The organism is Halalkalibaculum roseum (genome assembly GCF_011059145.1).
GTDB lineage: Bacteria > Bacteroidota > Rhodothermia > Balneolales > Balneolaceae > Halalkalibaculum > Halalkalibaculum roseum.
In genome coordinates this window covers 65,452-79,475 of the sequence record NZ_JAALLT010000005.1, presented here as the reverse complement: position 1 = coordinate 79,475, position 14,024 = coordinate 65,452, and the positions used below count along the sequence as shown (strand labels likewise).

14 protein-coding genes and 1 tRNA gene are annotated in these 14,024 nt (G+C 45.3%); 3 read left to right on the top strand and 12 right to left on the bottom strand.

Going from position 1 to position 14,024, the window contains the following annotated elements; genetic code table 11:
• Positions 1 to 37: 37 nt before the first annotated feature.
• The 4 genes from rnhA to G3570_RS15610 form a co-directional block, all read right to left on the bottom strand.
• On the bottom strand, positions 38 to 493 hold the full coding sequence (rnhA, locus tag G3570_RS15625; protein ID WP_165143804.1) for a ribonuclease HI: 456 nt from the start codon (positions 491 to 493) through the stop codon (positions 38 to 40).
• Positions 483 to 1,325: an orotidine-5'-phosphate decarboxylase gene (pyrF, locus tag G3570_RS15620; RefSeq protein ID WP_165143803.1), complete on the bottom strand. Its 843-nt coding sequence runs from the start codon at positions 1,323 to 1,325 to the stop codon at positions 483 to 485. Before pyrF ends, rnhA begins: the two co-directional genes overlap by 11 nt.
• Positions 1,326 to 1,434: 109 nt before the next feature.
• Complete coding sequence (locus tag G3570_RS15615; protein ID WP_165143802.1) at positions 1,435 to 2,799, bottom strand: SGNH/GDSL hydrolase family protein; 1,365 nt, start codon at positions 2,797 to 2,799, stop codon at positions 1,435 to 1,437.
• A gap of 28 nt (positions 2,800 to 2,827) precedes the next feature.
• Positions 2,828 to 4,078, bottom strand: coding sequence for an OmpP1/FadL family transporter (locus tag G3570_RS15610; RefSeq protein WP_165143801.1), 1,251 nt, complete (start codon positions 4,076 to 4,078; stop codon positions 2,828 to 2,830).
• Positions 4,079 to 4,333: 255 nt separating this feature from the next.
• Between G3570_RS15610 and G3570_RS15605 the strand changes: the two genes are divergently transcribed.
• Entirely contained in the window at positions 4,334 to 5,077 is a 744-nt protein-coding gene (locus G3570_RS15605; protein WP_165143800.1) for an SAM-dependent methyltransferase, read from the top strand.
• Positions 5,078 to 5,219: 142 nt separating this feature from the next.
• Here G3570_RS15605 and G3570_RS15600 read toward each other — a convergent pair whose 3' ends face one another.
• The 8 genes from G3570_RS15600 to G3570_RS15565 all read right to left on the bottom strand — a co-directional run bounded on the left by G3570_RS15600 (position 5,220) and on the right by G3570_RS15565 (position 12,284).
• Positions 5,220 to 5,882, bottom strand: a complete 663-nt coding sequence (locus G3570_RS15600; RefSeq protein ID WP_165143799.1) for a hypothetical protein — start codon at positions 5,880 to 5,882, stop codon at positions 5,220 to 5,222.
• 138 nt (positions 5,883 to 6,020) lie between these two features.
• Entirely contained in the window at positions 6,021 to 8,204 is a 2,184-nt protein-coding gene (locus G3570_RS15595; protein ID WP_165143798.1) for a sodium-translocating pyrophosphatase, read from the bottom strand.
• Between the two features lie 34 nt (positions 8,205 to 8,238).
• Positions 8,239 to 8,796 (bottom strand): aminoacyl-tRNA hydrolase, encoded by a 558-nt coding sequence (gene pth, locus G3570_RS15590; protein ID WP_165143797.1) that lies wholly within the window; start codon positions 8,794 to 8,796, stop codon positions 8,239 to 8,241.
• A gap of 26 nt (positions 8,797 to 8,822) precedes the next feature.
• Positions 8,823 to 9,536, bottom strand: coding sequence for a 50S ribosomal protein L25 (locus G3570_RS15585; RefSeq protein WP_165143796.1), 714 nt, complete (start codon positions 9,534 to 9,536; stop codon positions 8,823 to 8,825).
• Positions 9,537 to 9,677: 141 nt separating this feature from the next.
• Positions 9,678 to 10,610, bottom strand: a complete 933-nt coding sequence (locus tag G3570_RS15580) for a ribose-phosphate diphosphokinase (protein WP_165143795.1) — start codon at positions 10,608 to 10,610, stop codon at positions 9,678 to 9,680.
• 75 nt (positions 10,611 to 10,685) lie between these two features.
• Positions 10,686 to 10,756, bottom strand: a tRNA-Gln gene (locus G3570_RS15575).
• Between the two features lie 51 nt (positions 10,757 to 10,807).
• Complete coding sequence (locus G3570_RS15570; protein ID WP_165143794.1) at positions 10,808 to 11,989, bottom strand: DUF2851 family protein; 1,182 nt, start codon at positions 11,987 to 11,989, stop codon at positions 10,808 to 10,810.
• Entirely contained in the window at positions 11,982 to 12,284 is a 303-nt protein-coding gene (locus tag G3570_RS15565) for a YtxH domain-containing protein (RefSeq protein ID WP_165143793.1), read from the bottom strand. Before G3570_RS15565 ends, G3570_RS15570 begins: the two co-directional genes overlap by 8 nt.
• 125 nt (positions 12,285 to 12,409) lie before the next feature.
• Between G3570_RS15565 and G3570_RS15560 the strand changes: the two genes are divergently transcribed.
• The gene (locus G3570_RS15560) at positions 12,410 to 12,922 is read left to right on the top strand and encodes a phosphoribosyltransferase family protein (RefSeq protein WP_165143792.1); all 513 of its coding nucleotides are present in this window, start codon (positions 12,410 to 12,412) and stop codon (positions 12,920 to 12,922) included.
• Positions 12,923 to 12,995: 73 nt separating this feature from the next.
• Complete coding sequence (locus G3570_RS15555; RefSeq protein WP_165143791.1) at positions 12,996 to 13,943, top strand: DUF3078 domain-containing protein; 948 nt, start codon at positions 12,996 to 12,998, stop codon at positions 13,941 to 13,943.
• Positions 13,944 to 14,024: the final 81 nt, after the last annotated feature.

The following is a 14,024-nucleotide window of genomic DNA, read 5'->3' as shown; positions in this document are numbered from 1 at the left end:
TATCGCTGTTACAACCAATTTTCTTCTCCCTTCTCCCTCACTGATACTTCTTCGATGCTTCAACCGCCAGCCGGTCTACGCGGTTGTTAAGTTCGTTATCGGCATGTCCTTTGACCTTGATCCAGCTGACTTTATGATCGTCCATTGCTGTTAACATCTCTTTCCAGAGATCCTGATTTTCCACAGGTTTCTTATTAGCCTTTTTCCATCCCCGCTTTTTCCAGTTTTCAATCCAGCCTTGTTTGAAGGCATTTACAATCAATGCGCTGTCGCTGTGGATTTTAACGTGACAGGGACGCTTCAGAGCTTTCAATGCTTCAATGACGGCGCGCATTTCCATACGGTTGTTCGTGGATTCGGGTTCCGCTCCAGTCAGCTCTCTTTTTTTTCCTCTCCATATGAGCAAGGCTCCCCAGCCGCCCGGCCCCGGGTTTCCGCTACAAGCACCGTCGGTATAAATGATCACTTCGTCTTTTGAAGAGCTAGCTGACATAACTGGAGGTAATAGAAGTTAAAGCTTGTTTCATGGTGCGTGACTGTTTGCCAATGGCTTGCTGCCAATCTTCGGTGCCTTCTCCGGCATATATAATGCTTCTGCTGGAGTTTATAAGGGGCAGACCTTTATGATCTGACAATACTTTTGCAAGATCGGCAATAGAACCGCCCTGCGCCCCGATTCCGGGTATCAACAGGTTTCCTTTGGGATGCTCATGCAGCACATCACTAAGATTTTCGGTATTGGTTGCTCCAATAACCATGCCCAAATGCGTGCTATGATTCTGCTGCATTTCAGCGAGGTTTTGAGCTATGTAGGCCGCCATCGTTTCATGCCCTTCAAAGGGTTTCATCAGGAAGTCCCGGGCACCCGGATTTGAGGTAAGCGTAAGCGTATAGACTCCTTTGCCGGGATAATCCAGAAAAGGTTGGAGGGACTCAAAACCCATCATCGGATTGATGGTGATGGCATCTACATCAAAGGTTTCAAAGTAGGCTTTGGCATAATGCTCGGCTGTAGAACTGATATCACCGCGTTTTACATCAGCAATGACAATCTTACCTTCGGGAATATAGTCTATCACTTCACGGAATACCTCCAGACCCGTAGCTCCGAGTGCTTCAAAAAAGCCAAGGTTTGGTTTGTAGGCGGCGCAGTTATCCTTGGTACAGTCGATCACAGTTTTTAAGAAGGCAACCACTTGCTCAGGACGCGTATCGTATGCTCCACTTACAGATTTTGGTATGCGACCCAGATCGGGATCAAGACCTACGCATAGGCAGGTACCTGATTCACGAAGGGCATCTTTTAGCCTTTCGGTGTAGTTCATGCTTATCAATTCAATTCAGCTTAAATATTGACATGCGGAAGGTATCTCAAATTTGGTAAAATAAAAAAGGCAGTCACCGTGTGATGACTGCCTTAAAGACTGAATCATGTTAATCAACCGGGAGTCCTTCCGGAATATCACTTACGTCGATCAAGTCGACAGAAGAACCAAAAGTGCTGTTCATCACTTTAATGGTTTCGTTGGCTATGACTGAGGCACCACGATTGGTTGGGTGAATACCGTCGAAAGAAAATAATGAACCGGGAAGGGGTTGCAGCTTTATTCCATTGGTGCTGTAACCGCCGCCGTTGGTTTGATAGTTGGTAATGACCTCATTATAGATGGCATTGATATCAACCAGACCGAAACCTGCCGATGAAGCAGCGCTGGCAATAGTAGCATTGAATTGTTGAACAGCGGCAGCTGCCTGTTCCAGTTCCGAATTGGTCGGGTCACCATCTCCCAGGCTTCCATCAAGAACCAGGTTGTCGGGAATGGCATTCTCCGGTTGAATAGGCGGCGGGATGTTGCCTCGCTGAACCTGTACAAAAAACTCCTGGGCGCGCAGTGTGGGAAAATCGTCCTGCCTCATAACTTCTGCGTTACCGTCAACGGAGATATAAATATCAAAGTTACCCTGTTCCGTAACCAGTTGGTAACTTTGTGTATCTTCATTGAAGGTAATGGCTCCTTGCTGCTCCAGTTGGGAACGCAGTAAGAAGACATAGGGAATACTGGTTACATCAGGAATATTGTAGACTACTACGCTGGCACCGGTTGCCTGCAGTGCCTGGACTGACGCCTGGTAAAGCTGTGCAAAAACGGCAGGGTCGGTAATCCCCTGAGCACTTTGCCCCCCTGAGGTCACATATCCCAATACATCGTTATTACCGAGCCAGAATGTTACAAAAGTCGGGTTCTGAGCCACGACCTGGTTGTGAATATTGGGTGCATCTTTGGCAAGCTCGTTGTTGGGCAATACAATGCTGTAAAAAGGATTGAAAGCCGGGTTCTGTGGATTCGTTGAACGTTCTTTCAACTGACCCTGGTTATTAGGGTTTAAATAATCCACTAGGATAGATCCCGGAATACCCAGGTTTTTAAAGGGTTTTTGGTTTTGATTAAATGGAGTCCCCCGGCTGCTGGTAACTTCAAGTCCGATCGGATTCAGGCTGTTCAGCTCAATTCTTCCCCCAATTCCGGGATCGCTGATCAACGGCTGATCAAATGATTCTTCAATACGCAGCTGACGGGCAATTTGCTTAGGGAATGAAAATTGCTGACCCGACGCATAAAGGGAACTGTTCTGGTATCCCGCGGTAAGGCTGTTGCCTACCGCTACATAGTTGCTGTAATCGGCATTGCCTGAATCTATCGGCTTCAGGTTCAGGCTACTGTAATCTTCACAGCCTGCCAAAACCATTAGCAGCAGTACCAAGACTGAAATAGATGTTTTTTTGAACGTAAACTTCATAACTCTGATATCCTCTTAGAATATTAAATTAAAATTTCAGGGTGGCGCCCAAACCCGGAAGGTTTGCATGGGTATTGTATACACCGTCTATGCCGCTCTCGGTACCTTCGACGCGGCGTTCTTTGCCACGAATAAAGATGTAGGAAGCATCGATATCCATGTAGTTTGTAACTGTGAATGTTACTCCACCTGAAAACAACCATCGATCGGAATCCGGGAGTGTGGGATCAACGTATTCATCCTTAATCGGATTCTTATCATAGGCAATACCGGCTCTAACAGTCAGAAATTCAAGCGGCAGTTCTGTGTATTCAGCACCGAGACGAATTTGCCAGCTGTCTTCATAATTTCTTTCGCTTACGGTCTCGGTAATTCCAAGTACAGGAACGGGTTCCTTAAACTCAATGCGCAATTCATCGTAACTGGACCAACCCCACCATACATAATCTGCTTCAACAGTGAGACCTTCCATAGGTTTTACGTTTACAGCCGCTACCCAGCTTGCCGGAAGATCAATTTCAGCACTTCCTTCTACCGGCACCTGTATGCGTCCCGGTAGATTTCTGAAATTACCGTTTCCTTCATATTCGGTCTTAACTTCACTGCGGTAAGTAAAGCCCAGGGTGAGTTCTTCGATCGGGCTGTACAGAATACCCGCATTAAAGCCAAAGGCAGGTTCTTTTAACTCTCCGTCGAGGCTAAAGCTTGCTTCCGGTGTAAACTGGCGAATAGCCCTACGCAGAGAAACTTCTCCGAAGAAAGCTACCTGTAAACCCGCACCGATTTTTATGTCTCCGATTCCAAAATCGGGTAGTTCGTAACCGATAGCAGGATTTGCAAAAAGTGTCTGAATGTTTGCTTCAATAGACTCACCACGGCCCACCCAGTTTTGATCCCATTCCGTTCCAAGACCAAAAGGAGCGTAGACACCGACACCGACTGTGAAGCCGTCAGCAACCTGGTATGAACCAAAGAAATTGGGAACCAAAAATTCCTGTTTTTGCATGTCGAACTTTTCTCCTGCAGATGCCAGCGGACTCAAATTTCTGAACGAGGTGCGAGGTGCAATAATAGTGGCTCCCGCACTAATCTGGATGCCGTCAAGGCCCGAAAGTCCGGCGGGATTGTAGTAAATCGTTGTTACATGGTCTGCATAGGCAGAAAAGGCGCCCAGCATACCGTTGGCACGGACACTGGCTTCATAGATGGAGAAGCCGCTTGCCAGCGCCGAATAGGTCCCAATAAAAATGAAACAAATAGTAGCTATAAATCTTCGCATAGATTCAAATGGATCTGTGATGACAATTATAGTTTTGTGGATAAGCCAAGCCGGGTATGAGATCAGTAATTAAGGCTAAAAATACCTAACGATTAAAATGGAAAACCATTGCTTGACTCGGTACTTAACACTGTTAACGGTTAACTAACTAAAAGTTAATGAATTTTTAAAAATTAACCTGAAATGAATTGAGGATTTATTTCCCTATTCCCTTTTCAGTATATTTGCGGTGAATAGAAAACTAGCAGGTAACAAATGGATTGGTTTGAAGAGTGGTTTGACAGCCCTCTGTATGAAAAATTGTACTCCAATAGAGATGAAGCTGAGGCTGTACAGCTGGTTGAGCTTCTCATTGATGAATTGGAACTGAATAAATGTTCCAAAATACTTGATTTGGGATGCGGCAGGGGACGGCACTCCATAAACCTAAACAAGAGAGGCTTTAGCGTGAAAGGAATTGACTTATCCCGCCAGGCCATCAAGACTGCCAGGGAAAAAGTCGAAAAGATGGGGTTAGATAATATCCGGTTTGAAGTTCGCGATATGAGGAATCCTTTGGATGAAAGCTTTGATGCCATCGTCAATCTTTTTACCACCTTCGGGTACTTTGAATCCGATGAAGAAAATGCCAGTGTTTTTGACAGCGTGGTAAAAATGTTGAAACCAGACGGCATCTTTGTGCTTGATTATCTGAACGCTAAAAAAGTGCGAGAGAGTTATCGTCCGTCAGACAGCGGCGAGTTTCAAGGTATTCATTACGATATTGAGCGCTACATTAGCAATGGCAGTATCTTCAAAGAGATAGAATTCTCAGGAGAGCGGGTAAACGGTGAGCGGACCTATTCAGAGCGCGTCAAGCTCTATCCTTTAGAGTGGTTCCAGGAGGAGATGGCAAAACGAAATCTTGTAATTGATCATGTTTACGGGGACTATGAGGGCCATGCCTATGATCCCGAAACCAGCAGCCGCTTGCTGATTATTAGTCACCTGAAAGAGTGATTTGCGTTGTGGTGTGAGATGTGAAAACGTGAAAAGTAGATGCTGATTTAGGTTTGAACAGTTATTTAAAATCTATCCGCCTGTTCCAGCATCCAGCATCCAGCATCTGTAGTCAACGTAGCTTTAGCGTAGTTGACCAGCATCAAAGCACCGTCTGGGGTAAAACCTCCTCGGCACCGTGGGGCGGTTTGTTGAGTGTCCAGGTTTCAAAATAGAAGTGTCTTTCGGAGCGCATCCTTCTGCTGTTTATGCTGAAGAACCGAAAATCCGGTCTCACCAGGGGTTTGAACGCATGGAAAAGATGCTCGTATATATTTTCTTTTGAAAAAAGATGCAGGTCAAAACCGTCATGAGCCTGCTCCTTATACAATACCCGGTGACCGGCTTCGAGAACCTTGCTTAACTCTTCTTTAAAATGTCCCACGTTTGATTCTTTGTCTACAGAAAGTGAGGGAATCGGCAGGTCTGTGTCAATTTCCGAACTTATGATGATCGCCTCACCAATCTCTGTGTTATCGATTGCCTCTTTCAGGGAGGAGAGGAGTCCGTTTACTGTTTGTATATGGCTATCTTCAAACACACTCTCCAGGCTGTTACGGATATCTTCCCATCGATCAAGAGTATTCAGTCCAAAAACCTCCTCTTTCAACCGGGTACCGGTCAGATAAAACTTGGAATAGGTGGGGGTGGGCTTCATGAAATCTGCCAGCGAAGCTTCCACCTCTTCTTCGGTTTTATTGGCATTGCGCTTTGCCAGCTTGTCGAGGCGTAGATCGTGCTCAAAAAATAGTTTGAAAATATCCATGGAGAAGTATCGGGTATTTGGAAGTATTGGTTAATAAGCTAATAAAAATACGAAATATGCGGTATGCGATAAAACGCAATAAAAAAAGCCCCGTCATAAAATTACGACGGGGCTGGAAAGTAAAAGTTATGTTCTGCCTTAGATCATGGTTGCAATAACAAGTGCTACAACCGACATCAGCTTGAGCAGAATGTTCAGTGAAGGGCCGGAAGTATCCTTGAAAGGATCACCAACCGTATCACCGACTACGGCAGCTTTATGAGCTTCCGTACCTTTCTTCAATTGGGTTCCATCGTGATCAAAACCTTCTTCAATCATTTTCTTGGCATTATCCCAGGCACCGCCGGCATTTGACTGGAAAAGAGCCATCAGCACACCGGATGCGGTAACACCTGCCAGCAGTCCGCCCAGCATTTCCGCTCCACCCAGGAAACCGAAAGCAACAGGAACTGCCACAGCAAGTACACCGGGAGCAACCATTTCACGAATAGAGGCGGTTGTAGAAATTTCAACACATTTCTCATATTCGGCTTTACCGTCGGCTGCTTCAAAGGTCTTGCGATCTTCGTCCGACCATTCCGTCAGTTTTTTACCTTCATTGCGATTCATAGCATCCAATCCGGCTCTCAATTCAGGGATATCGCGGAACTGTCGACGTACCTCTTCAATCATTGACATTGCGGCGCGTCCTACTGCGTTCATGGAAAGAGCAGAGAAGAGGAAAGGAAGCATGGCGCCCACAAAAAGAGATGCCATCACAAAGGGATTTGTTACCCCAATAGTTACAGTAACACCGGGATTTACCGTTTCATAGGCGGTGATAAAGGCAGCAAAAAGTGCAATGGCCGTAAGTGCTGCAGAACCGATGGCAAAACCTTTACCGATTGCCGCGGTGGTGTTACCGACGGCATCCAGTTTATCAGTGCGTTCACGTACCTCACTTGGAAGTTCAGACATCTCTGCAATACCGCCGGCATTGTCAGAAATCGGACCGTAGGCATCAACCGCCAGTTGAATACCGGTGTTAGAAAGCATTCCTACAGCAGCAATTGCAATTCCGTAAAGACCTGCAAAGTGATATGCTCCAATAATAGCAGTTGCAATAATGACAATAGGTATCGCTGTGGAAATCATTCCCACTCCCAGGCCGGCAATAATATTGGTGGCCGAACCGGTAACCGATTGTTTTACAATAGAAATTACGGGCTTCGTTCCGGTTCCGGTGTAGTGCTCGGTAATTAGACCAATCAAGAGTCCGGCAGACAGACCAAAGATCGTAGCCCAGAATACTCCGGTAGGATTGTATTCAATACCATTGAACATCCAGCTTTCCGGAAGCATCCAGTGAATAATAAACCAGGAAGCAGCCAGCATGACGGCTGCAGAGATAAATTCACCGATATTAAGGGCAGCCTGCGGATTGCCTCCTTCTTTTACGCGAACAAAGAAGGTACCCAGAATGGAAGTCAGAATTCCCGTTCCGGCAAGTACCAAGGGCAACAATACAGCCGATAGGCCTGAAAAATTATCTGCCCATTCAGGACTTACCATAAAAGCAGCACCCAATACCATGGTTCCGATAATGGATCCTACATATGATTCAAAAAGGTCGGCACCCATACCGGCAACATCACCGACATTATCACCTACGTTGTCGGCAATAGTAGCGGGGTTCAGGGGATGGTCTTCCGGAATTCCGGCTTCCACCTTACCTACAAGGTCAGCACCTACGTCAGCAGCTTTGGTATAAATACCGCCGCCTACACGTGCAAAAAGTGCAATAGAAGAGGCGCCAAAAGAGAATCCGGTAACCACGGCGAGTACTTTGTTGATGCTTTCGACACCGGTTCCGAACATCTCACCGAAAATCAGGAAGAGAAGGCTGAGCCCAAGTACTCCCAGACCTACCACACCGAGACCCATAACGGATCCGCCGGCAAAAGCAATATTCAAACCTTTGCCAAGGCTTTCTCTTGCAGCATTAGTGGTACGGACATTAGCCTTGGTGGCAACTTTCATTCCGATAAAACCTGCAAGTCCCGAGCAGATGGCTCCCACTACAAATGATACGGACACTAGCCAGTGTGAAGTTTGGGGATTTGCAGATAGGCCTAAAATAATAGCCACGCAGAGTACAAATATGGAAAGAACTTTGTATTCTGCCTTGAGAAAAGCCATGGCACCTTTAGCAATGTGCTGGCTAATCTTTCCCATCTTATCGGTTCCAATTTCCTGTTTTGAAACCCATGATGATTTGAAAAATGTATACAACAGCGCAATGACTCCTGCTGCCGGTATTAAATAGGTGATTATGGTATTCATGTTAGCGTTGATTTAAGTCAGCGTTATGTGTCGATTAGTTATAAGAATTCATAGCCTTGTCAATACCGTCTGTAACAAAAGTGAGGGCAGCCTGTACAGCGGTGTCCAATGTCTCGTTGATTTTTTTCTTTTCCTCAGGTTTAAATTTGGAAAGCACATAATTTACCTGTTGCCCTTTCGGAAAATTATTCCCGATTCCGATACGTAATCTTGGAAAGTGATCGGTCCCCAATTTTAATATGATATCTTTAATTCCATTATGTCCGCCGGCGCTCCCTTTTTGCCTAAGCCGGATATCGCCTATATCCAAGTCCAGATCGTCATAACAAACGAGGCATTCTTCGGCATCTATTTTGTAGTAATGCAGTACCTGCTGCACAGCATCACCACTGAGATTCATGTAGGTGGTCGGTTTAATAAGAATGACCTTTTCCCTTTGAAATACTCCGTTACCTATATGAAAGGGGCCTTTTCCAGGCCCCAGAGAAACTGACAGCTCAGCTGCCAGCCGGTCTAAGAAATCAAAACCAATATTATGGCGTGTGCCAGCATATTTGCTACCGGGATTACCCAAACCTACAATTACAGGCATAACAAATATGCTGGATTAGAATAATACTATTCTGTTGATTCTTCTTCGCCTTCTCCTTCTTCGCCCTCGCCTTCAGTAGCTTCGCCTTCAATCGGCTCTTCACCTTCAGCAAGTTCTTCACCTTCCTCAACTTCTTCAGGCTCTTCTTCAGTAATGAGAGATGAAGTAAGCAGAGCTTCGGATTTCGGAGGTCGAATGGTTGCAATCGTCTGGCTTAGATCGTCAAGCGGTATAATGCCTTCCAGTTCAAGATCTCTAACGTGCAGAGAATCGCCAATTTCGAGCTGGGAGATATCCACAGTATAGTCGCCGGGAATATTCTCCGGTAACACTTTAATACGAAGTCTGTGCATAGGCTGGAATATTCGTCCACCTCCTTCCGTAACACCGATAGGCGTACCTGACAAGCGAATCGGCACACTCAAGGTTACCTTGTGATCTTTTTCCAAGGCATAAAAGTCAACGTGAATAGGACGATCGTTTATTGGGTGATATTCCGCCTTCTTAAGAAGTGTTTTGTACGTTTGGCCATCGATCTGGAGTTCGATAATTTGCCGTTTGCTTTTAGCAAGTATGGCTTTTTCAAGTTCAAGCTCGTCGATGGAGAAATGGATATTCTCATCCAGTTCAGGGCCATAGAGTACACTGGGCACGCGCATTGAGTCACGCAAAGCATCAGCAGCTTTTCGGCCTGTTTCTCTTTTTTTCCCTTCTAATTCTACAACTTCTGGAGTAGTCATAATTCTTGGTCGTTAATTTTGGCCACTGATACAAACAAGTGCTAAAGTTAAACTCAGTGGACCTTAGATTTAAGTTCTATAAATTTTAATTTTCAAACCCGCTGCTCGTCCGGCAGTTCGTTCTTCAACATCCGGAATCTCTTAATCATCAAAAAGCGCGCTGATGGTGTCATTGGTATGAATACGCTGTATTGCTTCAGCAAATATTCCCGCTACACTTAATACCTTTATCTTGCTCGAAGGTTTACGTAACGGTACCGTATCCGTGACCAATAATTGGTCAATCGGTGAATCTTCAATCCGCTGGTATGCAGGTCCCGACAATATTGGATGCGTGCATGTAGCAGTAATGTTTAAGGCGCCGCGTTCTTTCAAAGCAGAGGCGGCATTGGTCAATGTTCCGGCTGTGTCGATAAGATCATCGACTATCAAAACATTCTTACCTTTCACTTCACCGACAATATTCATCACCTCAGCAACATTTTGCTTCGGACGTCGCTTATCAATAAATGCAAGACGCGCACCCAGCCTTTTGGCATAAGAACGCGACATCTTAAGGCTACCTACATCCGGTGCAACAACCACTAGGTTTTCAATAGGTTGCTCTTTAAAATGATCGATAAACAATCGACTTGCATACAGGTGATCCAGCGGAATGTCGAAAAAGCCCTGGATCTGGGCTGCATGTAAGTCCATTGTCAAAATGCGATCAGCTCCCGCTTCGGTCAACACATTTGCCAGAAGCTTGGAAGCGATGGATACGCGGGGCTGATCCTTACGATCTTGCCGTGCATATCCGAAATAGGGAATAACTGCAGTCACTCTTTTTGCAGATGCGCGCTTGGCGGCATCCAGCAGCAGCAGCAATTCCATAATGTTATCGCCCGGAGGCGGTGTGGATTGAACCACAAAAATATCTTCGCCACGAATACTCTGTTCGTACTTCACGTACAACTCGCCATCAGAAAAAGGTTTGATAGTAACCTCACCCAGTTCTGTTCCATAATGCTCGGCAATTGCCCTAGAGAGAGCCAGATTACTTCTGCCGGCAAATATGGCTAAAGGTGTTTCCAATGGAATTTTATGATTCGTAGGTTGAGATAAAACAAAAGGATGGCTTTGCAGTCATCCTTTCTATCATCATTTAAGTTGCCCGGGGAGGACTCGAACCCCCACTGACGGTACCAAAAACCGCTGTCCTGCCATTAGACGACCGGGCAAAAATTCCCCTTTTTTAGAGACTCTGATGATATGAATTTACCTATTTGTAATCAAGAAGAAATTACACTTTTAAATACCTTGCATTTATCGCAATGCCTCGGTCGGCAATAGGAGCGAAGCTGATAAATGGCGCCAAGGGATTTTTGGTATGATGCTGCAGGAAAACCGGATGAACGGAAGGGCTCAAGCAAGCTTTTGGGCAGCCGGGTATCACGATTTTTCCAGTGTTCATAAGATCTGCTTTTTAGCTCAGTGGAAGCGAAAAGATTTCCGAGTATAAAGAAGGAGGGAAGCCACACCGTGGCGCACATGATATCACGTGTTTGCCGACCGGGCAATTCAGTATTTGTCAACTTTCTGTGCAGGCGATTCCAAAGAGGCATAGGGTCCTTTACAAGAAAGTCTTTGAAAGGGAATTTATGGATTTCCCACAAATAGGCGGCAGCTTGCCCTATGCGGACTTTAGGCTGGTTGGAGGGACGACAGCCCTTATGGTTCCACCTGTTTTGTTCAGTAGAACCTTCAGATCGTAAGCCTGATGATTTTATGGCAAGGGAAACGAAGTCTTCTTTCCGGGTGGAATTGTTCAATTGAGGAAACAGGTGATGAGCCAACTCTCTAAGCGGCCTGCGGTTATGGGGAATACCAAAGGCGTCAAAAAGACCGACTGCCAGCATTTGCCTCCAGGCCATGGAAGGAGGTAAAGAAGCATCCCAGAACTTCAGGAGATCATTCACCTTTTGCTCAAAATACTGATGTTTGGCTTTGTTGAGCTGATTCTCAAAAGCTGCCTGTGAAATGTAGGAGATATGAGAGCTGCAGGGAAGAAGATCAGGTTGCCGGTAGCGCTCCAGAAAAGCTTGCAGGCTCTCGCTGAGGAAAGGTTTGATTTCCAGGGTTGGAATGGAGGTTCGATCGTGCCTTGTGACTTCGGAATCGTCGTGATTCCATACCAGATGCAGGATGACCCGATTGTAGTTGGTATCGGTGTGATGATTGTGATGATTCCAGTCTCCGGTTCGCCAATGTATTTCCACATCGCCAAACCATTGGAGCGAACCTATTTGCACCCGTGCATTGAGGAAATCGGGCCCGTCTGCAGGGTTAGAAATACCTGTATCAAAAACAGTAACCTGTTCTCCTGATATCGTTTCAAGATGTTCTGATTTAAGCCTGGAAGTTTTCCAGACCCAGTGAAGCAGTTCTTCGGGATATGAATAATCCCTAGACACCTATAAAATCTGATTCTTCGAGCTTGATATTTTCCGTAGCATCGTAAAGATCGGGGATGCTGTCTTTAATGCCGTTTCGTACTTTCCTGCTAACACCGGAAATCTGTTCGCTGCCTCTCTTCAATACTTCTTTACCCTGGGAATCTACCCAGTCGGCAATTTCAGTTGTCTGCTCATTGATCCACTGGCGATGTTCTCTGCCTGATTTGGGTGCTAATAGCAAACCGAGTGCTACACCGCCTGCAAATGAGCTGGCTGTTAAGAGGAATTGTGTTAAATTTGAGCGCTTTGCCATATTATTCTCCCTGTTTTTAGGTTGGTGGCTTCCTGTCTTCTTTGCTACATTAAGTTACTGAAAAAGCTAATCAGTTTAAATAACGTTACATAAGTTTAACCTGGTATATAAAAATTTAAAGACACATGAATAAGGACACTGAAGATACCCTCGCCCTAATGGATGCAAAGCGAATCGAGCGTTCTCTAAAGCGAATTGCGCACCAGGTTGCAGAGGATAATAAGGCATCCAAAGAACTGGTTCTGCTGGGTATCAACAAAAGGGGGTATGCGGTTTCTGAAATGCTTTGCCGCTATCTGAAAGATCTCCTTGACAATCCCATCGCTTGCAATAGGCTTGAGGTGAAGAAAAACAGCTCCTCAAAAACGGATTTTTCACTGCAAGGTAAGTATGTTTTACTGGTTGATGATGTGATCTTTTCAGGGACTACCATGTTTGAGGCCCTCAAGCTGATTACACGAGATCATGCGCCCGATGAGGTCCATACTGTTACGCTGGTAGACCGCGGTCATCGTAAATATCCAATTATTGCCCGCTTCGTAGGTCTTGATCTGCCTACCAAACTCGATGAACATGTGCACCTCGAATTAAAAAATGGTGAGCCTTTTACGGTCATTTTGGAAAAGTCGCTTCACTAGATTTGTCACTTTCCCAAAAAACTAAAATGTTGTAGTTTAGGCGCACTATTAATCATGAATAATATCGAAACAGATGGATAAAATTATTACGACCGCTCTCACACTATTGCTTTGTTTTTTTAGTGTGACTACAACTTCAGCCCAGGAAGCGATTGAAATCAGTGATTTATTAAGTGAGGATGATGACATTTCTGCCAGTGATATTTCAAAGGTAAACAGTGCTTTTATTGTAAGCGACACGCTGGTAGGCTGGGATTATAACTGGGTGGGTGGATTTAACGGCTCACAGGCTGCCTATCGCAACTGGAGTCAGGGTGGTGTAAATACCATCAGCGTAACGGCTTCTACGGTTTTTAATCTTCGCTACCGAAAAGACAAATTTGCCTATGCCTTGACCACCAATCTGAAATACGGTAAAGCAAAGCTGGAAGGCGAAGGAACACGGAAGACCGACGACCGTATTGCCGTAAACAATAAGTTCAGCTATCTGTTTGATGATGAACGCTGGAGTGCCTTCGGGAATATCAATTTTGCCACCCAGTTTGATGAAGGATTTGATTACAATGTCCCGGATGGTCAAGATCCGATTCTGATATCCAAGTTTTTTGCACCGGCCTACTTTACACAAATAGCCGGTATCGCTTATAATCCCGCTGATTATTTTACAGCTGAGGCAGGTTTGGCTTTTAAAGAGACCATCGTTTCCGATACACGTCTCTCCGAACGTTACGGATTGAAGCCGGGAGAAAAATTTCGTTTTGAGCCCGGTTATGCCACCGGCCTAAATTTTGAGAAAACCATTGTCAGCAATGTAAAACTCATCAGTATCTTCGAAACCTTTACCAACCTGCAGCGCAATATTAAGAGTACGGATATCGTGTTCTCAAACGAAGTGATCGGTAAGATTAATGATTACCTGAACACATCTTTTCAATTCGTGGTGATCTATGATGATGACTTTTCCACGAAGGCGCAGATTAAGCAGGTTCTGTCGGTAGGGCTCTCTTTTAGCCTACTTTAGAAATTAGAAGCTAGAAGCTAGAGGTTGGAAGCTAGAGGTTGGATCCTAATTTATAATTTCCAACATCCAGCTTCTAACATC

Excerpts from the sequence above, each read along its gene's own strand:
- rnhA (WP_165143804.1), bottom strand. The coding sequence starts at position 493 with ATGTCAGCTAGCTCTTCAAAAGACGAAGTGATCATTTATACCGACGGT.
- pyrF (WP_165143803.1), bottom strand. The coding sequence starts at position 1,325 with ATGAACTACACCGAAAGGCTAAAAGATGCCCTTCGTGAATCAGGTACC.
- G3570_RS15615 (WP_165143802.1), bottom strand. The coding sequence starts at position 2,799 with ATGAAGTTTACGTTCAAAAAAACATCTATTTCAGTCTTGGTACTGCTG.
- G3570_RS15610 (WP_165143801.1), bottom strand. The coding sequence starts at position 4,078 with ATGCGAAGATTTATAGCTACTATTTGTTTCATTTTTATTGGGACCTAT.
- G3570_RS15605 (WP_165143800.1), top strand. The coding sequence starts at position 4,334 with ATGGATTGGTTTGAAGAGTGGTTTGACAGCCCTCTGTATGAAAAATTG.
- G3570_RS15600 (WP_165143799.1), bottom strand. The coding sequence starts at position 5,882 with ATGGATATTTTCAAACTATTTTTTGAGCACGATCTACGCCTCGACAAG.
- G3570_RS15595 (WP_165143798.1), bottom strand. The coding sequence starts at position 8,204 with ATGAATACCATAATCACCTATTTAATACCGGCAGCAGGAGTCATTGCG.
- pth (WP_165143797.1), bottom strand. The coding sequence starts at position 8,796 with ATGCCTGTAATTGTAGGTTTGGGTAATCCCGGTAGCAAATATGCTGGC.
- G3570_RS15585 (WP_165143796.1), bottom strand. The coding sequence starts at position 9,536 with ATGACTACTCCAGAAGTTGTAGAATTAGAAGGGAAAAAAAGAGAAACA.
- G3570_RS15565 (WP_165143793.1), bottom strand. The coding sequence starts at position 12,284 with ATGGCAAAGCGCTCAAATTTAACACAATTCCTCTTAACAGCCAGCTCA.
- G3570_RS15560 (WP_165143792.1), top strand. The coding sequence starts at position 12,410 with ATGAATAAGGACACTGAAGATACCCTCGCCCTAATGGATGCAAAGCGA.
- G3570_RS15555 (WP_165143791.1), top strand. The coding sequence starts at position 12,996 with ATGGATAAAATTATTACGACCGCTCTCACACTATTGCTTTGTTTTTTT.